The organism is Citrobacter sp. (genome assembly GCF_050252275.1).
Lineage (GTDB): Bacteria > Pseudomonadota > Gammaproteobacteria > Enterobacterales > Enterobacteriaceae > Citrobacter_A > Citrobacter_A amalonaticus.
In genome coordinates this window covers 1-25,467 of record NZ_JBFWLF010000023.1, presented here as the reverse complement: position 1 = coordinate 25,467, position 25,467 = coordinate 1, and the positions used below count along the sequence as shown (strand labels likewise).

Sequence of the window (25,467 nt, the reverse complement as noted above, 5' to 3'; positions counted from 1 at the left end):
AAACGCCGAACTTCATCTTGTGCGGGGTGCGAATGCCTTTGTAGCGGTTTTCCAGCTCAACGCCGAAACCCACGCTGTCACCCACGCCATAACGGCACCAGGTGCTGCCCACACAGGTTTTCGCCATGCGCAGCGCTTTGGCGTAGGCATGGCCGGTTTCGAAGCCAGCTTCAATCAGTTGGCGCCAGATTTCCGGCAGGTCGTCTTTTTGCGCGCCGAACAGGCCGATACGCTGAGAACCGGTGATTTTGGTGTACAGATTAAATTCACGGGCGATACGACCTACGGCAACCAGACCTTCCGGTGTGATTTCACCGCCGGCAGAGCGTGGGATCACGGAGTAGGTCCCGTCTTTCTGGATGTTCGCCAGGAAGTTGTCGTTGGTATCCTGCAGCGGGGTGTGTTGCGGTTTCAGGATGTACTCATTCCAGCAGGAGGCCAGCAAAGATCCCACGGTCGGTTTACACACTTCGCAGCCATAACCTTTACCGTGTTTTGCCAGCAGTTCCTCGAAGGTTTTGATGCCTTCCACTCGAATCAGGTGGAACAGTTCCTGGCGCGAGTAAGCAAAGTGCTCGCACAGGTTGTTGTTCACTTCGATACCCTGTTTCGCCAGTTCGGCGTTCAGCACCTGGGTAACCAGTGGGATACAGCCGCCGCAGCCGGTACCGGCTTTGGTTTCGGCTTTCAGCGCGGCAACGGTGTGGCAGCCTTTGTTGATGGCGGCGACCAGCATCCCTTTGGTGACGTCGAAACAGGAGCAAATCTGCGCGCTGTCCGGCAGTTTATCCACGCCAATAGACGGTTTACCACTGCCTGCATGGGCCGGCAGGATCAGCGAGTCCGGATTTTCCGGCAGTTCGATGGCATTCAGTACCAGTTGCAGCAGGTTGCCGTAATCGCTGGTATCTCCCACCAGCACAGCGCCGAGCAGGGTTTTGTTATCCTGGCTTACGATAAGGCGTTTGTAGACTTCTTTGCTTTCGTCGAGGTAAACGTAACTACGGGCACCCGGCGTGCGGCCATGTGCGTCGCCAATACCGCCTACGTCAACGCCCAGCAGTTTCAGCTTGGCGCTTAAATCTGCGCCTTCGAAGGCGTTTTCGTTATCGAGAATATGGTCAACGGCGACCTGCGCCATTTTGTAGCCCGGCGCGACCAGACCGTATACCCGGTTGTTCCAACTGGCACATTCACCGATGGCGTAGATATCCGGGTCGGACGTCTGGCAGGCATCGTTGATCACGATCCCGCCGCGTGGCGCAACCTCCAGACCACACTGGGTCGCCAGTTTGTCGCGTGGGCGAATACCGGTCGAGAAGACGATGAAGTCCACTTCCAGCTCGCTACCGTCGGCAAAACGCATCGTTTTACGGGCTTCAGTGCCTTGCTGGACGATCTCCTGGGTGTTTTTGCTGGTGTGCACGCGCACGCCCATGCTTTCAATCTTGCGACGCAACTGTTCGCCGCCCATAGGGTCAAGCTGCTCAGCCATCAGCATCGGGGCGAATTCAATCACGTGAGTTTCCACGCCGAGGTTTTTCAGCGCGCCTGCCGCTTCCAGACCTAACAGACCGCCGCCGACGACCGCACCACGCTTGCTGCGACGAGCACAGGATTCAATCGCGTTGAGGTCTTCAATGGTACGATAAACGAAGCAGTCCTGGGTTTCGGAACCTTTAATCGGCGGGATCCACGGATAAGAACCGGTCGCCATAATCAGCTTGTCGTAGTAAACCGTACGGCCCGCACTGGAGTGAATCACTTTTTCCTGGCGGTTGATGGTAATCGCACGTTCGCCGACCAGCACGTTAACGCCGTGCTTCTCGTAAAATCCTTCGCGAACCAGAGACAGTTCTTCGGCGGTGTGGTGTGAGAAGTAGGATGACAGGTGCACACGGTCGTATGCCTTGCGGGGTTCTTCGCAGAAAACAGTAATATCAAAATTGGCAGCGTCGGATTTATCAAGAAGGTCCTCAATAAAGCGATGGCCGACCATACCATTACCGATAATAGCGAGTCTGACTTTGCTCATTTTTGCCTCGATTTCTTTTCTATTACTGCCTACCTTAACGATTCAGCACCCCCACTTATTGATGCAAATCAAATTCACCTTTATATACCTCTTAAGGAGTATATTGCTGATTTGACAGCATTTTCTTAAGTTGTGGAAATATCAGACTTTTCGCGATTGTACAAATAACGTACAAAATGAGGGGTTTTTAGCAGAAGAGGGCTACCACTAAAGATTGGCTGCCTTACATCCTTCGAGGAAGGGAAGAGAAACGAGAAAAGGCCGGATGGCGGTAGCGTTTTATCCGGCCTATAAAGAGGATCGCCATCCGGCAAATCACGTTATTGTGCTGTCGGGGCCTCATGCTGGCGATGACGGGTCACAAAACCGAGGATAAAGCACATCACGAAGACGATAGCGTACAGGCCATTCGCGGTGAGCAAGGCCGCCTGAGGACCGCTGTGCGCCACGATAGGACCGGTGACGACAAACGTCAGCATGGTGCCGATGGTGCCGCAGGTCAGGACGAAGTTAACCAGTTTTGGCGAGGCTACGCGGGTCTGCTGCGAACCCAGAGTGATGATAGTGGTATAGATGGCGCTGGAGAAAAAGCCGAGAGCCAGAATAAACCACGGCATATGTTCAGGCGTCCCGGTGATGAACAGGTACATCAGCACGGTGGCCAGTGCCGCCAGTACGGTCAAAATGCGCTGCAAATCAAAGAAACGCAGAATGAAGCTGAATGCCCACATCCCAAACATGTATGACATCCAGAAGTTGCTGACCAGCGTACCGGCATCGTTCAGGCTCATCCCCAGCCCTTTCGCGTACTCGGGTACCCAGGAGATAAAGCCCAACTGACCGAGGATGTAACACAGCGCAGCGACAGACAGAAACAGGACGCCGATGCTCCATTTCTCTTTCACGACGGGTGTATCGCTTTGCGGCGCGTGTTTGCCCAGCGGCGGGAATTCACAACCAAAGGTCAGAAGAAAAATAGCGACATAGACCAGACCGATGCAGGCGTACACCCAGTACCATTCGATGCTGCGCGCCAACAGGAACGCGGCGACCATCGGGAAAACCATCCCAGCCATGCTGAAGAAGGAGTCGGTAAACAGCAGACGGGAGCCGCGCTGACGGCCTTCATACATCTGCGTAATCAGGAACGTACCAATGGACATGGTGATCCCGCTGACCAACCCCAGCACAAACATTGCGGCAGAGAATAAAGCCAGACTGTGGCTGAACATCAGACCGGCAACGGCCAGTACCATCAGGATAAAGCCAAAGCGCAGTTGCGTTTTTAGCGGAACAATTTCCATCAGCCAGGCATTAAGGAAAATGGAGATCAAGATACCGGCGTTCAGGAAGGTGAAAGTGTTACTCATACTGGAAACTGGCAGCTGGAAATACTCTGCGATGTTTCCCATCACCATCCCGGTGACAATAACCAACGCACCGGTGAGGGCGTAGGAGAGAAAGCTAATCCATGTGAGCTTGATACGATTGCTGTTAGTCATGACTGGCCTGTAAATGGAAGTAAAGCGCATTGACGGCGCCGGGAACGGGCGGATTTTAGGCTTTTTAGTGATTCATTTAAACTTTTATCGGAAATTACAGGATCTGTTACATTTTTAAAGGTGATGTAAGTCACAATAATTAATGCTTTGATGAAGTTACATATGTTTCAGGTACGTAAAATTAGGTAAAGGGATGGCCTTGTCCCTGAAGGCTCTTTAGAATCAAACCACTGGCTTTTGTTACCGCTCTCCTAAAGGAAATCTCATGCTCAAATCGACCCTGGCGGCTGTTGCAGCTGTTTTCGCCCTTTCTGCTCTCTCTCCCGCAGTGCTGGCAGCAAAAGGGGATCCGCACGTTTTGCTGACGACCTCTGCAGGTAATATTGAACTGGAACTGAATAGCCAGAAAGCGCCTGTTTCAGTGCAAAACTTTGTCGATTATGTGAACAATGGTTTCTATAACAACACCACGTTTCACCGTGTAATTCCCGGCTTTATGGTCCAGGGCGGTGGCTTCACCGAGCAGATGCAGCAGAAGAAACCTAATCCCCCGATTAAAAACGAAGCCGATAATGGCTTGCGTAACACGCGCGGCACCATCGCGATGGCGCGTACTGCTGATAAAGACAGCGCGACCAGCCAGTTCTTTATCAACGTGGCCGATAATGCCTTCCTCGATCACGGCCAGCGTGATTTCGGCTATGCCGTATTTGGTAAAGTTGTGAAAGGGATGGAGGTGGCCGATAAGATTTCCCAGGTGCCGACCCATGATGTCGGCCCTTACCAGAATGTGCCGTCAAAACCAGTGGTTATCCTCTCCGCAAAAGTTCTGCCGTAATCCTTCCCCGCGCGGGCATTGCAGGCCCGCGTTGCTTTATCTTCCCTGCGTAACCGCGTTTTGCTGCTTATACTTGTGGCAAACACGGATCAATCAGGGAGGTGTAAAGTGAAAAAACTCACCGACAGGCAAAAATCCCGGCTCTGGGAACAGCAGCGCAACGTGAATTTCCAGGCCAGCCGCCGTCTTGAGGGCGTCGAAAGTCCGTTAGTCACGCTTAATGCCGCAGAGGCGCTGGCGCGTCTGGAAGAACTCCGGAGGCACTATGAGCGATAAAATCGGCGACGACCGCGATCCGTATCTTTACCCCGGACTGAATGTGATGCGTAACCGTCTGGGGATCCACCAGGTTGCACGTCTGGAACAGGCCGCTTATGAACTGACTGCACTACGAGCGGCGACTATCGAACTGGGCCCGGCGAAGCGCGGCTTGCCTCATCTGTGCGCGATTCATCGGCAGCTTTACCAGGACGTCTTTGACTGGGCGGGTCATCTGCGTGAAGTGGATATCTATCAGGGTGATACCCGTTTCTGCCATTTCGCGTACATCGAAAAAGAGGGAAATGCCCTGATGCAGGATCTGGAAGAAGAGGGCTACCTGATGGGGCTGCCGAAAGAGAAGTTCGTCAGTCGCCTTGCCCATTATTACTGTGAGATCAACGTACTACATCCGTTTCGTCTTGGCAGCGGCATGGCGCAGCGGATTTTCTTCGAGCAGCTGGCTATTCATGCGGGTTATCTTCTTCACTGGGCAGATGTGCCGGTGGCGGAGTGGCGTCGGGCGAATCAGGAAGGGGCGATGGGCGACCTTAGCGCATTGCAGGCGATATTTCGTAAAGGGGTAAGCGAAGCCGAGGAAACTGAGTAGAATAGCGCGGTTTTCCTCGACCGGAGCCGCCATGATCCTGCTTATCGATAACTACGATTCTTTCACCTGGAACCTCTACCAGTATTTTTGTGAGCTGGGCGCTGACGTGCAGGTTAAGCGCAATGATGAATTGACGCTGTCGCAGATCGATGCGCTACAGCCGCAAAAAATCGTCATTTCGCCCGGTCCCTGCACCCCGGATGATGCCGGAATTTCGCTGGAGGCGATTCGCCACTATGCCGGACGTTTGCCGATACTGGGCGTCTGCCTGGGGCATCAGGCGATGGCGCAGGCTTTTGGCGCAACGATCGTACGCGCCGAAAAAGTGATGCACGGAAAAACGTCGCCCATCCACCATACGGGACAGGGCGTGTTTCAGGGGTTAACTAACCCGCTTACCGTCACCCGCTATCACTCGCTCGTCATCGACCCCACCACACTGCCAGACTGCTTTGAAGTGACCGCCTGGAGCGAAACACAGGAAATTATGGGGATTCGCCATACGATGTGGGATCTGGAAGGGGTGCAGTTCCACCCGGAAAGTATTCTCAGCGAGCAGGGACATCAATTGCTGGCAAATTTCCTCAATCGGTGATTTGTGGTTGCTATCCTGTGATTTTTTATGCATATTTTGTGATTATATTTTCACATTCATTTTTGCATAATTGGATGGGCATGAGATGGCAACTGAACAAACGGCAGTAACCCGGGCAACTTTCGATGAAGTCATTCTGCCGATTTATGCACCGGCGGAATTTATTCCGGTAAAAGGCAAAGGCAGCCGGGTCTGGGATCAGCAGGGCAAAGACTATGTTGATTTCGCGGGCGGAATTGCGGTGACCGCGCTGGGGCATTGCCATCCTGTACTGGTCGATGCGTTAAAAGCGCAGGGCGAAACGCTCTGGCATACCAGTAACGTCTTCACCAACGAACCCGCGCTGCGTCTGGGACGAAAAATAATCGATGCCACCTTTGCTGAGCGCGTGCTGTTTATGAACTCGGGAACAGAAGCCAACGAAACGGCGTTCAAGCTGGCGCGTCATTACGCCTGCGTGCGCCATAGCCCGTTCAAAACCAAAATCATTGCCTTTCATAACGCGTTCCACGGTCGCTCGTTGTTTACCGTCACGGTGGGTGGTCAGCCGAAGTATTCCGATGGCTTTGGGCCGAAACCGGCGGATATCATCCATGTACCGTTTAACGATCTCCATGCGGTGAAAGCGGTGATGGATGACCATACCTGCGCGGTGGTGGTTGAGCCGGTACAGGGAGAAGGTGGCGTTCTGGCCGCGACGCCGGAGTTCCTGCAAGGGCTGCGCGAGCTCTGCGACGAGCACCAGGCATTGCTGGTGTTTGATGAAGTACAAAGCGGCATGGGGCGTACCGGCAATCTGTTTGCCTATATGCACTATGGCGTGACGCCGGATATCCTCACCAGCGCGAAAGCGCTGGGCGGTGGCTTCCCGGTCAGCGCGGTATTGACGACGCAGGAAATCGCCTCGGCGTTTCATGTCGGCTCTCATGGTTCGACCTACGGCGGTAACCCGCTGGCCTGCGCGGTGGCGGAAGCCGCGTTCGACATCATCAACACGCCAGAGGTTCTGGGAGGCGTGAGTGCAAAACGCCAGAGATTCGTTCAACATCTGCAGCAGATTGATGAGCAGTACCACGTGTTCAGCGATATTCGCGGTATGGGGCTGTTGATTGGGGCCGAGCTGAAATCACAATACAAAGGACGCGCGCGTGATTTCCTCTATGCGGCAGCCGACGCGGGTGTGATGGTGTTGAATGCCGGTCCTGATGTGATGCGCTTTGCCCCATCGCTGGTGGTGGAAGAGGCGGATATCGACGAAGGGATGCAGCGTTTTGCACAGGCTGTCGCGAAGGTTATCGGTTAACGGTGTGCCTGACGGCGCGGCGTTTATCAGGCCTGGTGCTGATAACGCGCGTATCCGGCAATCCGTGTTAACCCCGCATATCCCGTAACCGGCGGCTGAGCCAGATCCCATGGTGCGGCCGCTGACGCCATGCGACAGACGAGATAGTGTGCATTGTGTTCAGGTGCCCCAGCACGCGTTGCAGATGCTGTTCCAGCGTGCTTAAGGGGCCGTGGGTGAGCGCTTCAGGCGCTTCCAGAATATTCACATCCCCCGAACTGCCCGGCCCGTCGTACTCCAGCCGCTGCTGACAGCGTTGGATGGCAATTTCGCACGATTGCAGATATCGCTGCGCCAGTTCCGGCGTCAGCATCGTATGCTCACGCGCCAGCGTGGTCATGGCATTGATATGTTCGACGATAAACTGACTGTGCGTCACCCACAGCTTCATGTCCGCCAGGTAGTGCGTGTTAAAGCCTGGCTCCTGCATCGCCTGATTCAGTGAGTTAAACAGCGTGTTGTGCGCCTGATTGACGCGCATACGCTGATAAGCCAGCGGTGTGGCCTGCGGATCGTCACTCAGAATCAGACGAATCGCTTCCTGATCGGCCTCCAGTGCATCATGTGCGTTTTTACGCAACAGTCCGCTCTGCCATTGTGGCCATAACCAAACGGTGCCGCCAAACGCAATCAGGCAGCCTATCACCGTGTCGACAAATCGCGGAATGATGAACTGTTCGCCGTCCAGCGTCAGGAGTTGCAGGGTGTACACCGCCGTGACGGTAAATCCCACGGTCGCCCAGCCGTAGTTTTTGCGGATGGTCAGATAGCTGACCAGGGTGATCACCAGCATCAGCGCCAGCGTATATCCTTCAGGAATATGAAAGTGCAGTGTTACGCCTGCGATAATCAGCCCCACCAGCGTTCCCGCCGAACGGTGCAGAATACGCACGCGGGTGGCGCCGTAACCGTTTTGCGTCACAAACAGCACCGTCATCAGGATCCAGTAAGGTTTCGGCAGATGCAACGCGGTTCCCATCAGACTGGCGATGCTGAGCATGACGCTGATCCGCCCGGCGCTGCGGAGCGCCGGAGATTTCAGCGAGAGGTAGTTTTTCAACGCCGGCAGCAGCGGTAGCCGACGCTGCTTATCGGCCATCAGATCGCGGGCGTACAATGGGCGCTGGGTGCGCAGTACGCGGGCGATACGGCTGAAGTGCCAGTAACAGAACTGCCCGACGGGGTTATCCGGATGCTGATGAGCAATTTTTTCCAGCGCGCCAATTTGCTTTTGCATGGTGAACCGCGTCGGCAGCCGGTGATACAGAATGTCATCCGCCAGTACGCGCAGGCGAGCGGCGACCGTTTGCGCCGTCCAGCGTATCACCTGTTCCGCGTGACTGCGCTCGACCAGCTTTTGCACTTCTTCCGGCTGATGCAAACTGACGGAGATATGTTCCTGCAGATCCAGCGCTTCCTGAAAGGCGCGCAGCATCCGCTTATAGTCATTATTGTGATGCGCCGACAGCATGTGCATCTGCTGATAGCACTGGGTGATGAGGTCGACGGCTTTCTGCTGGCGCACCAGCAGCGGCGGCAGGGCTTTTTCCGGGTCGGTATGCTGGGTCAGCATGCTGTATTTCGCTTCGCAGTAATCCGCCAGTTCCCGGTACAGCAGGCTCAGCGACTCGCGCAGCGGCTGTTCGCGCCAGAGCCAAAACCAGAACCAGTTAAACAAGCCATACCACAGCGTGCCCAGCGCGTAGATCAGCAGCGGCTCCCAGACCGGCATATTTCCCGCGAGGCTCAGTGTGAAAATCGCCGCGATCAGCGAGGCCGGAAGCAAACGCGCGTGAAGGGAGCTCAATTCAGCGGTGACGCCGAGCGTGAGCGTCAGGCCGGTCAGGATCAGGGGTAACGGCACCGCCTGCGCCAGCAGTAGCTGCATGATCAGGCTACAGCCGGCAAACAGCGACGCACCGATGATCAGACGTTTGAAAAAGCGTTTGTGCGGAGTATCAAGCCCGGCAATGTTGCAGCAGGCGGGAACGAGAGAGAAGAGCAGGCCCAGATGTAACTGCCCGATGATCAGGCCGACGGCCACGGGCAAACAGAGCACCAGCGTTTGACGTAGTGCATAATTGATTTCTGGGTGATAAATCAGTCTGCGCCACATTGGCAAAACAAAAATGACGCGCTAGCGGGTAGCGCGTCATTTCCGATGAGATTAACGAGTGCCGTAAACGACGATCGTTTTACCGTGAGCGGAGATCAGGTTCTGATCTTCCAGCATCTTCAGAATACGACCAACGGTTTCGCGAGAGCAGCCAACGATCTGGCCAATCTCCTGGCGAGTGATTTTGATCTGCATGCCGTCCGGGTGAGTCATCGCATCAGGTTGTTTCGCCAGATTCAGCAAAGTCTGGGCGATACGACCGGTCACGTCGAGGAAGGCCAGGTTACCGACTTTCTCTGAAGTGACTTGCAGACGGCGAGCCATTTGGGAAGAGAGGCGCATCAGAATATCCGGGTTCACCTGGATCAACTGACGGAATTTCTTGTAAGAAATTTCAGCCACTTCACACGCTGTTTTCGCCCGAACCCATGCGCTACGTTCCTGGCCTTCTTCAAACAGGCCCAGTTCGCCAATAAAATCACCCTGATTCAGATAAGAAAGGATCATTTCTTTCCCTTCCTCATCCTTAATCAACACTGCCACTGAGCCCTTAACGATGTAGTACAACGTTTCTGCTTTTTCACCCTGGTGAATCAGCGTGCTCTTGGACGGGTACTTATGAATGTGGCAATGAGACAAGAACCATTCAAGTGTCGGGTCTGTTTGCGGTTTGCCAAGCACCATGCGCGATTATCCTCTGTTATAAGCTGTCTCCAGAGCCAAAAAATGCCGCTGTCTCTGGGGTTGCAAAAATGTGCTTCCCGCGTCCTGGGAAGAGGCTGTCAAAAACTCACTGCAGCCTTTAATGTGAAGTCCTCTGCATACATGCAGTACATCAATGTATTACTGTAGCATCCTGACTGTTTTAGCATAGCTTTAGCCGTGTGTCTCCTGGTGTCTCGCTTCAGCATGACGGAGGTCGCCTTCCGTTGCGAGAATTGTTATGTACGCGTAATCTGTCAGGAAAATTGACGCACTGGAGTTAAAAAATATGCAAGCGCGTGTTAAATGGGTTGAGGGGTTAACCTTCCTTGGTGAGTCGGCTTCCGGACACCAGATTTTGATGGACGGTAACTCTGGTGATAAAGCGCCGAGCCCGATGGAGATGGTGTTGATGGCAGCGGGCGGTTGCAGCGCTATTGACGTGGTTTCTATCCTGCAAAAAGGCCGTCAGGATGTGACGAACTGCGAAGTGAAACTGACGTCAGAACGTCGCGAAGAGGCGCCACGCCTGTTCACCCACATCAATCTGCACTTTATTGTCACCGGTAACGATCTGAAAGATGCCGCCGTTTCGCGTGCGGTCGACCTGTCAGCGGAGAAGTACTGCTCTGTGGCGCTGATGCTGGGAAAAGCGGTCAACATTACCCATTCGTATGAAGTGATTGCGGCGTAATTTTTCCTATCGCCGGATGGCGGCTAGCACCTGGTCCGGCCTACAGATCCCTGATTTGTAGGCCCGATAAGCGTAGCGCCATCGCGCACTTCCCATCGTTTATTCGATCTTCTTGCCTTCCATCAGTCGCTGCACCAGTGGCAACATGATGAGTTCCATTGCCAGCCCCATTTTGCCACCAGGTACCACCAATGTATTGATGTGGGAAATGAATGACCCCTGCAGCATCGCCAGCAACCAGGGGAAATCGATTCCTTCCAGATTACGGAAATGAATCACGACAAAGCTCTCATCCAGTGACGGAATGCCTTTGGCCGCGAATGGGTTCGAGGTGTCCACGGTGGGAACGCGCTGGAAGTTAATGTGGGTACGGGAGAACTGCGGCGTGATGTAGTTGATATAGTCGTCCATCGAACGCACCACCGAATCCATCACCGCCTCACGAGAATGGCCTCGTTCGCTGGTGTCGCGGATAAGCTTCTGGATCCACTCCAGGTTAACGATGGGAACCACGCCGACCAGGAGATCAACATGTCTTGCGACCTCATGCTGGGGCGTGACGACGCCGCCGTGCAGGCCTTCATAGAACAATACGTCAGTGGGTTCCGGCAGGGGTTGCCACGGGGTAAACGTCCCCGGTACCTGATTCCATGGCACGGCTTCATCATAGGTATGCAGATATTTACGCGACTGGCCTTTGCCCGTCTGACCGTACTCGATAAACGTCTGCTCCAGTAGACCGAAGTCATTGGCGTCGGGGCCAAAATAGCTGATGTGGCGTCCGGCGTCGCGTGCTTTGCGGATCGCCATATCCATTTCCGGACGGGTATAGCGGTGAAAACTGTCGCCTTCCACCTCGGCTGCGCGCAGGTTGAGCTGCGCAAAAATTTTACGGAACGCGAGGCTGGTGGTGGTGGTCCCCGCGCCGCTGGATCCTGTTACCGCAATCACCGGATGTTTGGCAGACATGTTAACTCCATCAATAAATTGATTTTTTATTATAGTCGGCCGATAGCGTGCGGGTTATTCGCGAAATTGCTTGCGCGGCATGATATTGACGGTTTCGTGCAACTCAGACCACACCAGCACCGCTTCGCCACACTGTAACTGGCGTTTGACGTCGGCGACTTTTTGTTCAAGGGTACGTTCATGTTCACCATAATCGGTACCTTCGCGCAACACAAAGCTTTCGATCAGATTGTCCAGCGTCTCGGGGGAAAGGTCCTGCCAGGGGATTTGCATGATTAGGCCTCCAGATACGGTGTCAGCCAGTCAGGGATGCGCGATTCCAGCCACATTTCTGGCCGACGTAGCGTCCCGCCGATAAATCCAACGTGCCCGCCATGTTCGGTTAACTGATATTCCACCTGCGGCGGTAAATCTTCTGCTTTGGGGATCACGTGATGATCCATAAACGGGTCGTCTTTCGCGTGAATGATCAGCGTCGGAATGGCGATGTCGCTGAGCAAGGGCATGGCACTGCACTGACGATAGTAGTCGATAGCATCGGCGAAGCCGTGAATTTTGGCAGTGATCAAATCGTCAAACTCGCGGATCCGGCGCAGGGACTTCAACTGCGCCAGGCTCACCGGCAGCGAGCCCGGATAAGCCGCCAGCTTGCGCGATGCGTTAGCTTTCAGCAGGTTGAGCAGATAGCGCTGATAAATACGGGAAAAGCCTTTATCCATATGATAGCTGCAGGCTTCCAGTACAAAGGGAGCCGAGACAATGACCGCCGCATCAAGCGGGATGTTTTTCCCTTCTTTAGCCAGCAGGCATGCCAACATATTTCCGCCGAGCGAATAGCCTACGGCGGCCGTCGGCGCGTGGCCAAATTCCCGCTGCAACCAGCCTAAGAACCAGGTTCCGTCTTCGGTTTCACCGGAGTGATAAATACGGTTCAGGCGATTCGGTTCGCCGCTGCAACCGCGAAAGTGCATCACCACGCCAAGCCAGCCACGATTCTTTGCCGCTTCAATCAGGCCATGTGCGTACGGACTGTTCAGGCTGCCTTCCAGACCATGAAAGACCACCAGGCGCGGCTTGTGCTTCGCCTGATGCGGATCTTCACTCCATGCCAGATCGACAAAGTCGCCGTCGGGCAATTCCAGACGCTGCCAGTGGGCGTCGAAATTCACCTTTCGGCGGATCAAACGCGGCAACATGGTCTGTAGATGGCAGTTACTGATACCGCGCATCGGGCGAAATTCGTCACTGCTGCCATTTGGCATCTCTGGGTCGTGAAGGATTACGTGTGTCATCACCGTTACTCGCTCAGCATCTGCTCAAGCTGTTCCTGGGCGTCCAGCCAGGCCAGTTCGCACGCTTCCAGCCCGGCTTTGGCGCTGGCCTGCTGTTGCAGACATTCCGTCAGCTCGGCTTTGCGGCTCTGGTCGTAAAGTTCGCTGTCACCCAGCTTCTCTTCTGCCTGCGCCAGCTGTGCGTTCAGCTTCTCCATCTCTTTTTCCAGACGGGCGATCTCTTTACGCAGCGGCTGAGTTTGCGTCCGTAGTTCAGCTTCCCGACGCTTCTGATCTTTACGCGCTTGCGCGCTGTTGATGTTCTCTTTTGGCGTCTCGTCGGACTGGCTTTCCTGCTTCTGCACATCGCTCAGCCACTGCTGATAATCTTCCAGATCGCCATCGAACGGCTCGACCTTGCGGTCATGCACCAGATACAGGTCGTCGGTTGTGGAGCGCAGCAAATGGCGGTCGTGCGATACGACCACCAGCGCGCCTTCAAATTCAATCAGCGCTTCAGTTAATGCCTGGCGCATGTCGAGATCAAGGTGGTTAGTCGGTTCATCGAGCAGCAGCAGGTTCGGACGCTGCCAGACGATCAGCGCCAGCACCAGTCGCGCTTTTTCACCGCCGGAGAAACGACGCGTCTCTTCGCTGACTTTATCGCCCTGGAAGCCGAAGCCGCCCAGGTAATCGCGTAGTTTCTGTTCCAGTTCTTGTGGCGCCAGCCGCACCAGATGCTGCAACGGCGACTCATCCGCGCGCAAATACTCAAGTTGATGCTGGGCAAAATACCCGAGCTTAATGCCTTTCGCCAGGCCAATTTCACCGTTCACCGGCGCGAGTTCACCCGCCAACAGTTTGATGAGCGTGGATTTACCCGCACCGTTACGTCCCAGCAAACCAATACGCGATCCTGGCACCAGGTTCAGTTTAATGGAGTCCAGGATGATGCGTTCGCCGTAACCGGCGCTCACTTTCTCCATCTTCAAGAGCGGATTCGGCAGGCTTTCCGGCGCGCGGAAGCTGAAATGGAACGGGTTATCGACATGCGCCGGGGCAATCAGCTCCATGCGTTCCAGCATCTTAATACGGCTCTGTGCCTGTTTTGCTTTCGTGGCTTTGGCGCGGAAGCGATCGATATAGCTTTGCAGATGCGCCACGCGCTCCTGCTGGCTTTCATACATCGCCTGTTGCTGGGCCAGACGTGTGGCGCGCTGAATCTCAAACGCGCTGTAGTTGCCGGTGTACTCGAACATCGTTTGCTGTTCGATATGAATGATTTTATCCACTACCGGATCGAGGAAATCACGGTCGTGAGAGATCAGAATCAGAGTGCCCTGATAGCTCTTTAGCCATTTTTCCAGCCAGATAACCGCATCCAGATCGAGGTGGTTGGTTGGTTCATCGAGCAGGAGGAGATCGGAGCGACAAATCAGCGCCTGAGCCAGGTTGAGACGCATACGCCAGCCGCCGGAAAAGTCGCTGACTGGACGTTCCAGTTGTTCATTAGAGAAACCGAGACCATGCAACAGGCTGGCTGCGCGGGAGCGTACGGTCCAGGCGTCGATGGCATCCAGCTTGCCGTGGACGGTGGCAATGGCGTGTCCGTCGTTACGTTCGTTAGCGTCATGCAACTGGGCTTCCAGTTGACGATATTCGCGGTCGCCGTCAATGACATATTCCAGCGCGGGCTGGGGCAGGGCTGGTGTTTCCTGATTCACCCACGCCAGCTGCCAGCTACCGGGAAAGGTAAAACCGCCAGCATCTGCGCTGATTTCATTTTTCAGCAATGCCAGCAGGGTAGATTTCCCGCAGCCGTTCTTACCCACCAGGCCCACTTTCTGGCCCGGATTGATGGTGGCAGTGGCATTGTCCAGTAAGACGCGCACGCCGCGACGAATTTGTAACGAGGAGAAAACAATCATAAGGCGCCGTATGTTCAGACTATGTTAATTTATCATTATGATAATGTAAGGTGTGGGCCATTTTCCGCACCGGGCCGCAATGGTAGCCCAAAACGACGACGATACACAAAAACAGAAATAAACCGGGAGGGGGATGATGTCTCAGCCAGCAAAGGTCTTGCTGCTGTATGCCCATCCGGAATCTCAGGACTCGGTGGCTAACCGGGTACTGCTTAAGCCGGCCACGCAGCTCAGCAACGTTACGGTGCACGATCTCTACGCGCACTATCCTGATTTTTTTATCGATATCCCGCATGAGCAGGCGCTACTGCGTGAGCATGACGTGATCGTGTTTCAGCATCCGCTGTACACCTATAGCTGTCCGGCGTTGCTGAAAGAGTGGCTGGATCGCGTCTTGAGCCGTGGCTTTGCCAGCGGCCCCGGGGGAAATCAGTTAGCGGGAAAGTACTGGCGGAGCGTGATAACAACCGGGGAACCGGAGAGCGCCTATCGCTATGACGCGCTGAATCGCTATCCGATGAGCGATGTACTGCGGCCATTCGAACTGACGGCAGGGATGTGCCGGATGCACTGGTTGAGTCCCATTATTATCTACTGGGCCAGACGACAAAGCGCACAGGAGCTGGAAAGCCATGCAAAAGCGTATGGCGACTGGCTTGCTCATCCCGTTCCTGTGGGAGGCCGCTGATGGAAGGTTCCGATTTAATGCTGGCGGGAGTGCTGTTTCTCTTCGCGGCGGTGGCTGCGGTGCCTTTGGCATCACGGTTGGGGATTGGCGCGGTATTGGGCTATTTGCTTGCGGGGATTGCTATTGGTCCGTGGGGGCTGGGGTTCATCAGCGACGTGGATGAGATTCTCCACTTCTCTGAACTCGGCGTCGTGTTTCTGATGTTTATCATTGGGCTGGAGCTGAACCCGTCGAAGCTCTGGCAGCTCCGGCGTTCTATCTTTGGCGTGGGTGCGGCGCAGGTTCTGCTGAGTGCGGCGCTGTTGGCCGGACTGCTAATATTGACCGATTTCTCGTGGCCTGCGGCGGTCGTCGGCGGGATAGGCCTGGCAATGTCTTCCACTGCGATGGCACTACAACTGATGCGCGAAAAAGGGATGAATCGCAGCGAATCCGGGCAGTTGGGCTTTTCGGTTTTGCTGTTCCAGGATCTGGCGGTGATCCCGGCGCTCGCGCTGGTACCGCTGTTAGCCGGTTCGGCCGATGAAGACTTTGACTGGATGAAGATCGGTATGAAGGTGCTGGCGTTTGCTGGCATGCTGATTGGTGGACGCTATCTGCTGCGTCCGGTGTTCCGGTTTATTGCCGCCTCCGGCGTGCGTGAAGTGTTTACCGCCGCCACGCTGCTGCTGGTGCTGGGATCGGCATTGTTTATGGATGCGCTGGGGCTGTCGATGGCGCTCGGCACGTTTATCGCCGGGGTACTGTTAGCGGAAAGCGAATATCGGCATGAGCTGGAAACCGCGATCGATCCGTTTAAAGGACTGCTGCTGGGTCTCTTCTTTATTTCTGTCGGGATGTCACTCAATCTGGGCGTGCTGTATACCCATCTGCTGTGGGTTGTGGCAAGCGTGGTGGTGCTGGTGGCGGTCAAAACGTTGGTGCTTTATCTGCTGGCGCGACTGTACGGCCTGCGCAGTTCTGAAAGAATGCAGTTTGCGGGCGTGTTGAGCCAGGGCGGAGAGTTCGCTTTTGTGCTGTTCTCAACCGCGTCGTCGCAGCGGTTGTTTCAGGGCGATCAGATGGCGCTTTTGTTGGTGACCGTCACCTTGTCGATGATGACCACGCCGATGCTGATGAAGCTTATCGATAAATGGCTGTCCCGTCAGCTTAACGGCCCGGATGAAGAAGATGAAATGCCGTGGGTTGAGGATGATAAGCCGCAGGTCATCGTAGTGGGCTTTGGCCGTTTTGGTCAGGTTATCGGCCGTTTGCTGATGGCGAATAAGATGCGCATTACCGTGCTGGAGCGGGACATCAGCGCGGTGAACCTGATGCGTAAATATGGCTATAAGGTCTATTACGGCGATGCGACGCAGGTGGATCTGCTGCGTTCCGCGGGCGCAGAGGCGGCGGAATCTATCGTCATTACCTGTAATGAACCGGAAGATACGATGAAGCTGGTGGCGATCTGTCAGCAGCATTTCCCGCATTTGCATATTCTTGCGCGAGCGCGCGGACGCGTTGAAGCGCATGAGTTATTACAGGCAGGGGTAACGCAGTTTTCCCGTGAGACCTTTTCCAGTGCGCTGGAACTGGGACGCAAAACGCTGGTGTCGTTGGGGATGCATCCCCATCAGGCGCAGCGGGCGCAACTGCATTTCCGCCGGCTGGATATGCGGATGCTGAGGGAGCTCATCCCGATGCATGCTGATACGGTACAAATCTCTCGCGCCAGAGAAGCCAGACGCGAGCTGGAGGAGATTTTCCAGCGCGAGATGCAACAAGAACGACGCCAACTGGATGGCTGGGATGAATTCGAATAGAGGGTAAGTATGGCAATTCGTAAACGTTTTATTGCAGGGGCGAAATGCCCTTCCTGCCAGGCGCAGGATTCTCTGGCGATGTGGCGCGAGAATAATATCGATATTGTTGAATGCGTTAAGTGCGGACATCAGATGCGGGAAGCGGATAAAGAAGTCCGCGATCACGTTCGCAAAGAAGAGCAAGTGATTGGGATCTTTCATCCAGACTAGCGATATGGCCCGAGATTTTTTAAGCTAAAGGGTACACAGGTGCAGATTTCCGCTACAATCTGCGCCAGCAATTTTCCCACGCTCAGGAGATATCATGAAAGTAGCAAAAGACCTGGTGGTCAGCCTGGCCTATCAGGTACGTACAGAAGACGGTGTGTTGGTTGATGAGTCTCCGGTGAGTGCGCCGCTGGACTACCTGCATGGTCACGGTTCCCTGATCTCTGGCCTGGAAACAGCGCTGGAAGGTCACGATGTTGGCGACAAATTCGATGTTGCGGTAGGCGCGAACGACGCTTACGGCCAGTATGATGAAAACCTGGTGCAGCGCGTTCCTAAAGACGTCTTCATGGGCGTTGATGAGCTGCAGGTTGGCATGCGTTTCCTGGCAGAAACTGACCAGGGTCCGGTACCGGTAGAAATTACCGAAGTGGAAGACGACCACGTTGTGGTTGACGGCAACCACATGCTGGCGGGTCAGAATCTGAAATTCAACGTTGAAGTTGTGGCGATCCGCGAAGCGACCGAAGAAGAACTGGCTCACGGCCACGTTCACGGTGCGCACGGTCACGACCATGACCACGATCACGACGGCTGCTGCGGCGGTCACGGCCATGATCACGGTCACGAGCACGGCGGCGAAGGCTGCTGCGGTGGCGGCGGTAAAGGCAACGGCGGCTGCGGTTGCCACTAATACCCGTCGTCTTTCAAACCACCGCAGCGTTGGCTGCGCTTTCGAACCCCGGTCACATAGTTTTCTATGCTCTCGGGGCTTGCTCAAGCTTGCCGCCTTGCGGTGACTCGAAATCCTTTGGGTATTTATGAGACTGTCCGATAAGTGTTGGTGCTATCGGATACAAGAAAGCGGGTTTAACCCGCTTTTTTTACGTCTCAATAATGAGGCGGTGGCGTCTCTTCGGCCTGGGAGGCGATGTGGGAAGGCTGGCTCGCTTTGAGCTTTTCCGTCAGCAGTCGCAGATGATCGCGCAATTTGGCCATTTCCATCTCGTGAGCGGTTACCGTTACGTTGAGCTCTTCAATGGTGATTTCCTGAAAAGCCAGCCGACTTTCCAGCTCGGCCAGCCGGGTTTCCATCGTTGTGTCCTGCATGATTCACCTCATCGATTGTCTCTGGTCGCGGCGGATTCTACTTAACTTTGTCTGAATACACAGCCCTGATTCAGTCTTGTCGAAACTAATTTAAACAAAAAGAGTCTCAAAAGTAGCGAGAATCAGGTATGTCCGTATGTTGATTTGTTCAACAACGCTTTATAGTACGCTTCTCATAGTAAAGTTAACCATGGGGTGAGATGCCCCGGCCCTGGAGATATGGATGAAATCACTGTTTAAAGTCACTCTGCTGGCGACCACGATGGCCGTTGCTCTGCACGCCCCGATCACCTTCGCAGCGGACGCCGCAAAACCGGCCGCCGCCGCTGCTGACAGCAAAGCTGCGTTCAAAAATGACGACCAGAAATCGGCTTACGCACTGGGTGCATCGCTGGGTCGCTATATGGAAAACTCCCTGAAAGAACAGGAAAAACTGGGCATCAAACTGGACAAAGACCAGCTGATCGCCGGTGTGCAGGATGCGTTTGCTGATAAGAGCAAACTGTCTGACCAGGAAATCGAGCAGACTCTGCAGGCTTTTGAAGCACGCGTGAAAGCTTCCGCCCAGGCGAAGATGGAAAAAGACGCGGCTGACAACGAAGCCAAAGGTAAAGAGTTCCGCACCAAGTTTGCGAAAGAGAAAGATGTGAAGACCTCTTCGACTGGCCTGCTCTACAAAGTTGAGAAAGCCGGTACAGGCGAAGCGCCGAAAGATAGCGACACGGTGGTGGTGAACTACAAAGGTACGCTGATCGACGGTAAAGAGTTTGATAACTCCTACACCCGTGGCGAACCGCTCTCTTTCCGTCTGGACGGTGTGATCCCTGGCTGGACTGAAGGTCTGAAGAACATTAAGAAAGGTGGGAAGATTAAGATGGTCATCCCACCGGAACTGGCTTACGGTAAAACCGGCGTTCCGGGGATCCCGGCTAACTCCACGCTGGTATTCGACGTAGAACTGTTGGATATCAAGCCAGCACCGAAGGCGGATGCCAAGCCAGAAGCAGCAGCTGAAGCTGATGCAAAAGCAGCAGATGCCGCTAAAAAATAAAAACTGAGAACCGCCGCCGAACAGAGCGGCGGTTTTTTTTGTGCAGGCCGGATATAATTAATAGTGGAAAGTGGAACCACCACTGTATTAATTTAATCATCCACAAAATTAATGAGCCTGCCCTGAAAACATAACGACAGGCTCCTGAAAAGGAGTGTTTTTTTTCATGTCCAGGTCGCTTTTAACCAACGAAACCAGTGAGCTTGATTTACTGGATCAACGTCCTTTCGATCAAACCGACTTTGATATTCTGAAATCCTACGAAGCGGTGGTGGACGGGTTAGCGATGCTCATTGGTTCCCACTGTGAAATCGTATTGCACTCTTTGCAGGATTTAAAATGTTCCGCCATTCGCATTGCCAACGGCGAACATACGGGACGAAAAATCGGTTCGCCGATTACTGACCTTGCGTTGCGGATGCTGCACGATATGACCGGTGCAGATAGCAGCGTCTCCAAATGCTACTTTACCCGTGCGAAAAGCGGCGTTCTGATGAAGTCAGTGACGATTGCCATTCGCAATCGCGAGCATCGTGTGATTGGTCTGCTGTGCATCAACATGAACCTTGATGTCCCGTTTTCGCAGATCATGAATACCTTTATTCCCCCGGAGACCCCGGAAGTGGGATCGTCTGTTAACTTCGCCTCTTCCGTGGAAGATCTGGTGACGCAGACGCTGGAGTTCACCATTGAAGAGGTGAACGCCGATCGTAATGTCTCCAATAATGCCAAGAACCGCCAGATCGTCCTGAATCTGTATGAGAAGGGTATCTTCGATATTAAGGACGCCATCAATCAGGTCGCCGATCGTCTGAACATCTCCAAGCACACCGTGTACCTCTATATTCGCCAGTTCAAGAGCGGCGACTTTCAGGGGCAAGATAAGTAATGCGTTTTGCCATTGTGGTTACCGGTCCAGCGTATGGTACCCAGCAGGCGAGCAGCGCATTGCAGTTTGCTCAGGCTTTGCTTGAAGAAGGCCATACGTTAAGCAGCGTCTTTTTCTATCGGGAAGGGGTGTATAACGCCAACCAGTTGACCTCTCCGGCCAGTGATGAATTTGATCTGGTCCGGGCCTGGCAACAAATGAATACACAGCATGGCGTTGAGCTGAACATTTGTGTGGCGGCGGCGCTGCGCCGCGGTGTGGTAGATGAAACAGAAGCGGGCCGACTGGGACTGGCGTCCGCCAATCTGCAGCCGGGTTTTACCCTCAGCGGACTGGGCGCGTTGGCACAAGCCTCATTGACCTGCGATCGCGTGGTACAGTTTTGATGAAACGTATTGCCTTTGTCTTTTCCACCGTGCCGCACGGTAGTGCTTCTGGCCGTGAAGGGCTGGACGCGCTGTTGGCGACGTCGGCGTTAACTGAAGAGATCGGCGTCTTCTTTATAGGTGATGGCGTCTTTCAAATCCTGCAGGGACAAAAGCCGAATGTGATTCTGGCCCGCGACTATATTGCGACCTTCAAACTGCTGGGATTGTACGATATCGAACAGTGCTGGTTATGCGCCGCCTCGCTGCGCGAGCGTGGACTCGAAGACGGGGCCAGTTTTGTCGTTGAGACGACGCCGCTGGAACCAGACGCGTTGCGTCGTGAACTGGGCAACTACGATGTCATCCTGAGATTCTGAGGTTTTCATGCTGCATACTTTACACCGCTCCGCGTGGCACTCTGATTTCTCTGCAATCCTGCGCTTGCTTGCAGAAGGGGATGAACTTTTGTTGCTCCAGGATGGCGTTACCGCCGCAGTCGAAGGCTGTCGCTTCCTTGAAAGCCTGCAAAACACCCCCATAACGGTATATGCACTGAAAGAAGACATTGACGCTCGGGGTTTGGGTGGTCAAATTTCAGACAGTGTCGTCAGGGTTGACTATACTGACTTCGTCAGACTTACGGTTAAGCACGCCAGCCAGATGGCCTGGTGATTGTGTGATCGTTGTATATTTCTTGACACCTTTTCGACACCGCCCTAAAATTCGGCGTCCTCATATTGTATGAGGTCGTTTTATTACGTGTTTACGAAGCAAAAGCTAAAACCAGGAGCTATTTAATGGCAACAGTTAACCAGCTGGTACGCAAACCACGCGCTCGCAAAGTTGCAAAAAGCAACGTGCCTGCGCTGGAAGCATGCCCGCAAAAACGTGGTGTATGTACTCGTGTATATACTACCACTCCTAAAAAACCGAACTCCGCACTGCGTAAAGTATGCCGTGTTCGTCTGACTAACGGTTTCGAAGTGACTTCCTACATCGGTGGTGAAGGTCACAACCTGCAGGAGCACTCCGTGATCCTGATCCGTGGCGGTCGTGTTAAAGACCTCCCGGGTGTTCGTTACCACACCGTACGCGGTGCGCTTGACTGCTCCGGCGTTAAAGACCGTAAGCAAGCTCGCTCCAAGTATGGCGTGAAGCGTCCTAAGGCTTAATGGTTCTCCGTTAAGTAAGGCCAAACGTTTTAACTTAAATGTCAAACTAAACTCGTAGAGTTTTGGACAATCCTGAATTAACAACGGAGTATTTCCATGCCACGTCGTCGCGTCATTGGTCAGCGTAAAATTCTGCCGGATCCGAAGTTCGGATCAGAACTGCTGGCTAAATTTGTCAATATCCTGATGGTAGATGGTAAAAAATCTACTGCCGAAACAATCGTATACAGCGCGCTGGAGACCCTGGCTCAGCGTTCTGGTAAATCTGAACTGGAAGCTTTCGAAGTAGCTCTCGAAAACGTGCGCCCGACTGTCGAAGTTAAGTCTCGCCGCGTTGGTGGTTCTACTTATCAGGTACCAGTTGAAGTCCGTCCGGTTCGTCGTAATGCCCTGGCAATGCGTTGGATCGTTGAAGCTGCTCGTAAACGCGGTGATAAATCCATGGCTCTGCGCCTGGCGAACGAACTTTCCGATGCTGCAGAAAACAAAGGTACTGCAGTTAAGAAACGTGAAGACGTTCACCGTATGGCCGAAGCCAACAAGGCGTTCGCACACTACCGTTGGTAATCCCTTCGGAGTTTTAGTCACCAGGCGGGCGCTTCCAGTAAGCAGCCCGCTTTGGGCTACTTAAATTGAACGCCTAAAAGATAAACGAGGAATCAAATGGCTCGTACAACACCCATCGCACGCTACCGTAACATCGGTATCAGTGCGCACATCGACGCCGGTAAAACCACTACTACCGAACGTATTCTGTTCTACACCGGTGTAAACCATAAAATCGGTGAAGTTCATGACGGCGCAGCCACCATGGACTGGATGGAGCAGGAGCAGGAACGTGGTATTACTATCACTTCCGCAGCGACTACTGCATTCTGGTCTGGTATGGCTAAGCAGTATGAACCGCATCGCGTAAACATCATCGACACCCCGGGGCACGTTGACTTCACTATCGAAGTAGAACGTTCCATGCGTGTTCTTGATGGTGCGGTAATGGTTTACTGCGCAGTTGGTGGTGTTCAGCCGCAGTCTGAAACCGTATGGCGTCAGGCAAACAAATATAAAGTTCCACGCATTGCGTTCGTTAACAAAATGGACCGTATGGGTGCGAACTTCCTGAAAGTTGTTGGTCAGATCAAAACCCGTCTGGGCGCGAACCCTGTTCCGCTGCAGCTGGCGATTGGCGCTGAAGAAGCGTTCACCGGTGTTGTTGACCTGGTGAAAATGAAAGCCATCAACTGGAACGAAGCAGATGCAGGCGTTACCTTCACTTACGAAGATATCCCGGCTGACATGCAGGAACTGGCTGAAGAATGGCACCAGAACCTGATCGAGTCCGCAGCGGAAGCTTCTGAAGAGCTGATGGAGAAATACCTGGGTGGTGAAGAACTGACTGAAGAAGAGATCAAAAAAGCTCTGCGTCAGCGCGTTCTGAACAACGAAATCATCCTGGTAACCTGTGGTTCTGCATTTAAGAACAAAGGTGTTCAGGCGATGTTGGATGCGGTAATTGATTACCTGCCATCCCCGGTTGACGTACCTGCGATCAACGGTATCCTGGACGACGGTAAAGACACGCCTGCTGAGCGTCACGCAAGCGACGAAGAGCCTTTCTCTGCACTGGCATTCAAAATCGCTACTGACCCGTTCGTGGGTAACCTGACCTTCTTCCGTGTGTACTCCGGTGTGGTTAACTCTGGTGATACCGTACTGAACTCCGTGAAAGCTGCACGTGAGCGTTTTGGTCGTATCGTTCAGATGCACGCTAACAAACGTGAAGAGATCAAAGAAGTTCGCGCGGGCGACATCGCTGCTGCGATCGGTCTGAAAGACGTAACCACTGGTGACACCCTGTGTGACCCGGATGCGCCGATCATTCTGGAGCGTATGGAATTCCCTGAGCCGGTAATCTCCATCGCCGTAGAACCGAAAACCAAAGCTGACCAGGAAAAAATGGGTCTGGCTCTGGGCCGTCTGGCTAAAGAAGACCCGTCATTCCGCGTATGGACTGACGAAGAATCTAACCAGACCATTATCGCCGGTATGGGTGAACTGCACCTCGACATCATCGTTGACCGTATGAAGCGTGAATTCAACGTTGAAGCGAACGTCGGTAAACCTCAGGTTGCTTACCGCGAAGCGATTCGTGCGAAAGTTACCGATATCGAAGGTAAACACGCCAAGCAGTCTGGTGGTCGCGGTCAGTATGGTCATGTTGTTATCGACATGTACCCGCTGGAGCCGGGTTCTAACCCGAAAGGCTACGAGTTCATCAACGACATTAAAGGTGGTGTAATCCCTGGCGAATACATCCCTGCCGTTGATAAAGGTATCCAGGAGCAGCTGAAAGCCGGTCCGCTGGCAGGTTACCCGGTTGTTGATATGGGTGTTCGTCTGCACTTCGGTTCTTACCATGACGTTGACTCCTCTGAACTGGCGTTTAAACTGGCTGCGTCTATTGCCTTTAAAGAAGGCTTTAAGAAAGCTAAACCAGTTCTGCTTGAGCCAATCATGAAGGTTGAGGTAGAAACGCCGGAAGAAAACACCGGTGATGTTATCGGTGACTTGAGCCGTCGTCGCGGTATGCTGCGCGGTCAGGAATCCGAAGTCACTGGCGTTAAGATCCACGCTGAAGTTCCGCTGTCTGAAATGTTCGGATATGCAACTCAGCTGCGTTCTCTGACCAAAGGTCGCGCATCATACACTATGGAATTCCTGAAGTATGATGATGCACCGAACAACGTTGCTCAGGCCGTAATCGAAGCCCGTGGTAAATAATCCACAGGATTAAAACCTAAGTCCCGTGCTCTCTCCACAAGGGGAGAGCGCTATAGTAAGGAATATAGCCGTGTCTAAAGAAAAATTTGAACGTACAAAACCGCACGTTAACGTCGGCACCATCGGCCACGTTGACCACGGTAAAACTACCCTGACTGCTGCAATCACTACCGTACTGGCTAAAACCTACGGCGGTGCTGCTCGTGCATTCGACCAGATCGATAACGCGCCGGAAGAAAAAGCTCGTGGTATCACCATCAACACTTCTCACGTTGAATATGATACCCCGACTCGCCACTACGCACACGTAGACTGCCCGGGCCACGCCGACTATGTTAAAAACATGATCACCGGTGCTGCGCAGATGGACGGCGCGATCCTGGTTGTTGCTGCGACTGACGGCCCGATGCCGCAGACTCGTGAGCACATCCTGCTGGGTCGTCAGGTAGGCGTTCCGTACATCATCGTGTTCCTGAACAAATGCGACATGGTTGATGACGAAGAGCTGCTGGAACTGGTAGAAATGGAAGTTCGTGAAC

General features: G+C 53.9%; 28 protein-coding genes. 19 read left to right on the top strand and 9 right to left on the bottom strand.

The features are described from left to right. Positions 1 to 2,035, bottom strand: a 2,035-nt coding sequence (gene nirB / locus AB7E14_RS03570; protein WP_428169326.1) for a nitrite reductase large subunit NirB, incomplete at its 3' end; no start/stop codon positions are given. A gap of 320 nt (positions 2,036 to 2,355) precedes the next feature. Next, complete coding sequence (gene tsgA, locus AB7E14_RS03565) at positions 2,356 to 3,537, bottom strand: MFS transporter TsgA (RefSeq protein WP_316962326.1); 1,182 nt, start codon at positions 3,535 to 3,537, stop codon at positions 2,356 to 2,358. Positions 3,538 to 3,802: 265 nt separating this feature from the next. Between tsgA and ppiA the strand changes: the two genes are divergently transcribed. The 5 genes from ppiA (at position 3,803) to argD (ending at position 7,141) form a co-directional block, all read left to right on the top strand. Further along, positions 3,803 to 4,375, top strand: a complete 573-nt coding sequence (gene ppiA, locus AB7E14_RS03560; protein ID WP_044328150.1) for a peptidylprolyl isomerase A — start codon at positions 3,803 to 3,805, stop codon at positions 4,373 to 4,375. Positions 4,376 to 4,483: 108 nt separating this feature from the next. After that, positions 4,484 to 4,651: a YhfG family protein gene (locus tag AB7E14_RS03555; protein WP_044253468.1), complete on the top strand. Its 168-nt coding sequence runs from the start codon at positions 4,484 to 4,486 to the stop codon at positions 4,649 to 4,651. Further along, positions 4,641 to 5,243: a putative adenosine monophosphate-protein transferase Fic gene (locus AB7E14_RS03550; RefSeq protein ID WP_042998398.1), complete on the top strand. Its 603-nt coding sequence runs from the start codon at positions 4,641 to 4,643 to the stop codon at positions 5,241 to 5,243. The genes AB7E14_RS03555 and AB7E14_RS03550 overlap by 11 nt, the downstream gene beginning before the upstream one ends. Positions 5,244 to 5,274: 31 nt before the next feature. Continuing rightward, complete coding sequence (pabA, locus tag AB7E14_RS03545) at positions 5,275 to 5,838, top strand: aminodeoxychorismate synthase component 2 (RefSeq protein ID WP_316962325.1); 564 nt, start codon at positions 5,275 to 5,277, stop codon at positions 5,836 to 5,838. Between the two features lie 85 nt (positions 5,839 to 5,923). Next, positions 5,924 to 7,141, top strand: coding sequence for a bifunctional acetylornithine/succinyldiaminopimelate transaminase (argD, locus tag AB7E14_RS03540; protein ID WP_044328152.1), 1,218 nt, complete (start codon positions 5,924 to 5,926; stop codon positions 7,139 to 7,141). A 67-nt stretch (positions 7,142 to 7,208) separates the two neighbouring features. Here the strand turns inward: argD and AB7E14_RS03535 are convergent, their stop codons facing one another. Then, positions 7,209 to 9,296 carry a YccS/YhfK family putative transporter gene (locus tag AB7E14_RS03535; protein ID WP_044253459.1) on the bottom strand — a complete coding sequence of 696 codons (2,088 nt, stop codon included), beginning with the start codon at positions 9,294 to 9,296 and terminating at the stop codon, positions 7,209 to 7,211. 51 nt (positions 9,297 to 9,347) lie between these two features. Next, positions 9,348 to 9,980 (bottom strand): cAMP-activated global transcriptional regulator CRP, encoded by a 633-nt coding sequence (gene crp, locus AB7E14_RS03530; RefSeq protein WP_000242758.1) that lies wholly within the window; start codon positions 9,978 to 9,980, stop codon positions 9,348 to 9,350. Positions 9,981 to 10,287: 307 nt separating this feature from the next. On the opposite strand from crp, the gene AB7E14_RS03525 reads away from it, so the two are divergent. Next, entirely contained in the window at positions 10,288 to 10,692 is a 405-nt protein-coding gene (locus tag AB7E14_RS03525; RefSeq protein WP_042998393.1) for an OsmC family protein, read from the top strand. A gap of 99 nt (positions 10,693 to 10,791) precedes the next feature. On the opposite strand, the gene AB7E14_RS03520 is transcribed toward AB7E14_RS03525, so the two are convergent. Genes AB7E14_RS03520 through AB7E14_RS03505 form a run of 4 tightly spaced genes read right to left on the bottom strand, consistent with a single transcriptional unit; the run spans position 10,792 to position 14,860 of the window. Further along, the gene (locus tag AB7E14_RS03520) at positions 10,792 to 11,661 is read right to left on the bottom strand and encodes a phosphoribulokinase (RefSeq protein WP_042998392.1); all 870 of its coding nucleotides are present in this window, start codon (positions 11,659 to 11,661) and stop codon (positions 10,792 to 10,794) included. 54 nt (positions 11,662 to 11,715) lie between these two features. Next, a complete protein-coding gene (locus AB7E14_RS03515) occupies positions 11,716 to 11,934 on the bottom strand; it encodes a YheU family protein (protein ID WP_042998391.1) in 219 nt (72 codons plus the stop codon). 2 nt (positions 11,935 to 11,936) lie between these two features. Further along, complete coding sequence (locus AB7E14_RS03510) at positions 11,937 to 12,953, bottom strand: hydrolase (protein ID WP_080721655.1); 1,017 nt, start codon at positions 12,951 to 12,953, stop codon at positions 11,937 to 11,939. A 5-nt stretch (positions 12,954 to 12,958) separates the two neighbouring features. Beyond that, positions 12,959 to 14,860 (bottom strand): ABC transporter ATP-binding protein, encoded by a 1,902-nt coding sequence (locus tag AB7E14_RS03505; RefSeq protein WP_058587485.1) that lies wholly within the window; start codon positions 14,858 to 14,860, stop codon positions 12,959 to 12,961. 136 nt (positions 14,861 to 14,996) lie between these two features. Between AB7E14_RS03505 and kefG the strand changes: the two genes are divergently transcribed. The 4 genes from kefG (at position 14,997) to slyD (ending at position 18,254) form a co-directional block, all read left to right on the top strand. After that, positions 14,997 to 15,548 (top strand): glutathione-regulated potassium-efflux system ancillary protein KefG, encoded by a 552-nt coding sequence (gene kefG / locus AB7E14_RS03500; RefSeq protein WP_042322810.1) that lies wholly within the window; start codon positions 14,997 to 14,999, stop codon positions 15,546 to 15,548. Next, on the top strand, positions 15,548 to 17,353 hold the full coding sequence (gene kefB, locus AB7E14_RS03495) for a glutathione-regulated potassium-efflux system protein KefB (RefSeq protein ID WP_042998389.1): 1,806 nt from the start codon (positions 15,548 to 15,550) through the stop codon (positions 17,351 to 17,353). The genes kefG and kefB overlap by 1 nt, the downstream gene beginning before the upstream one ends. A 9-nt stretch (positions 17,354 to 17,362) precedes the next feature. Next, entirely contained in the window at positions 17,363 to 17,563 is a 201-nt protein-coding gene (locus tag AB7E14_RS03490) for a YheV family putative zinc ribbon protein (RefSeq protein ID WP_042998388.1), read from the top strand. 94 nt (positions 17,564 to 17,657) lie between these two features. After that, complete coding sequence (gene slyD / locus AB7E14_RS03485) at positions 17,658 to 18,254, top strand: peptidylprolyl isomerase (RefSeq protein ID WP_042322804.1); 597 nt, start codon at positions 17,658 to 17,660, stop codon at positions 18,252 to 18,254. Between the two features lie 197 nt (positions 18,255 to 18,451). Here the strand turns inward: slyD and AB7E14_RS03480 are convergent, their stop codons facing one another. Then, the gene (locus AB7E14_RS03480; protein WP_042998387.1) at positions 18,452 to 18,670 is read right to left on the bottom strand and encodes a protein SlyX; all 219 of its coding nucleotides are present in this window, start codon (positions 18,668 to 18,670) and stop codon (positions 18,452 to 18,454) included. 223 nt (positions 18,671 to 18,893) lie between these two features. Between AB7E14_RS03480 and fkpA the strand changes: the two genes are divergently transcribed. From fkpA to AB7E14_RS03435, 9 genes are all read left to right on the top strand, one after another. Then, positions 18,894 to 19,721 carry an FKBP-type peptidyl-prolyl cis-trans isomerase gene (fkpA, locus tag AB7E14_RS03475; protein ID WP_044253447.1) on the top strand — a complete coding sequence of 276 codons (828 nt, stop codon included), beginning with the start codon at positions 18,894 to 18,896 and terminating at the stop codon, positions 19,719 to 19,721. A 166-nt stretch (positions 19,722 to 19,887) separates the two neighbouring features. Next, on the top strand, positions 19,888 to 20,610 hold the full coding sequence (locus tag AB7E14_RS03470; RefSeq protein WP_042286247.1) for a helix-turn-helix transcriptional regulator: 723 nt from the start codon (positions 19,888 to 19,890) through the stop codon (positions 20,608 to 20,610). Further along, on the top strand, positions 20,610 to 20,996 hold the full coding sequence (gene tusD / locus AB7E14_RS03465) for a sulfurtransferase complex subunit TusD (RefSeq protein WP_042998385.1): 387 nt from the start codon (positions 20,610 to 20,612) through the stop codon (positions 20,994 to 20,996). The genes AB7E14_RS03470 and tusD overlap by 1 nt, the downstream gene beginning before the upstream one ends. Further along, entirely contained in the window at positions 20,996 to 21,355 is a 360-nt protein-coding gene (gene tusC / locus AB7E14_RS03460; RefSeq protein WP_316962323.1) for a sulfurtransferase complex subunit TusC, read from the top strand. The genes tusD and tusC overlap by 1 nt, the downstream gene beginning before the upstream one ends. A 7-nt stretch (positions 21,356 to 21,362) precedes the next feature. After that, entirely contained in the window at positions 21,363 to 21,650 is a 288-nt protein-coding gene (gene tusB / locus AB7E14_RS03455; protein ID WP_042998383.1) for a sulfurtransferase complex subunit TusB, read from the top strand. 125 nt (positions 21,651 to 21,775) lie between these two features. After that, positions 21,776 to 22,150: a 30S ribosomal protein S12 gene (rpsL, locus tag AB7E14_RS03450; protein ID WP_000246815.1), complete on the top strand. Its 375-nt coding sequence runs from the start codon at positions 21,776 to 21,778 to the stop codon at positions 22,148 to 22,150. Between the two features lie 96 nt (positions 22,151 to 22,246). Beyond that, positions 22,247 to 22,717 (top strand): 30S ribosomal protein S7, encoded by a 471-nt coding sequence (gene rpsG / locus AB7E14_RS03445; RefSeq protein ID WP_042998382.1) that lies wholly within the window; start codon positions 22,247 to 22,249, stop codon positions 22,715 to 22,717. A 96-nt stretch (positions 22,718 to 22,813) separates the two neighbouring features. Further along, the gene (gene fusA / locus AB7E14_RS03440) at positions 22,814 to 24,928 is read left to right on the top strand and encodes an elongation factor G (RefSeq protein ID WP_042322790.1); all 2,115 of its coding nucleotides are present in this window, start codon (positions 22,814 to 22,816) and stop codon (positions 24,926 to 24,928) included. 70 nt (positions 24,929 to 24,998) lie between these two features. Beyond that, positions 24,999 to 25,467, top strand: a 469-nt coding sequence (locus AB7E14_RS03435) for a GTP-binding protein (protein ID WP_023229924.1), incomplete at its 3' end; no start/stop codon positions are given.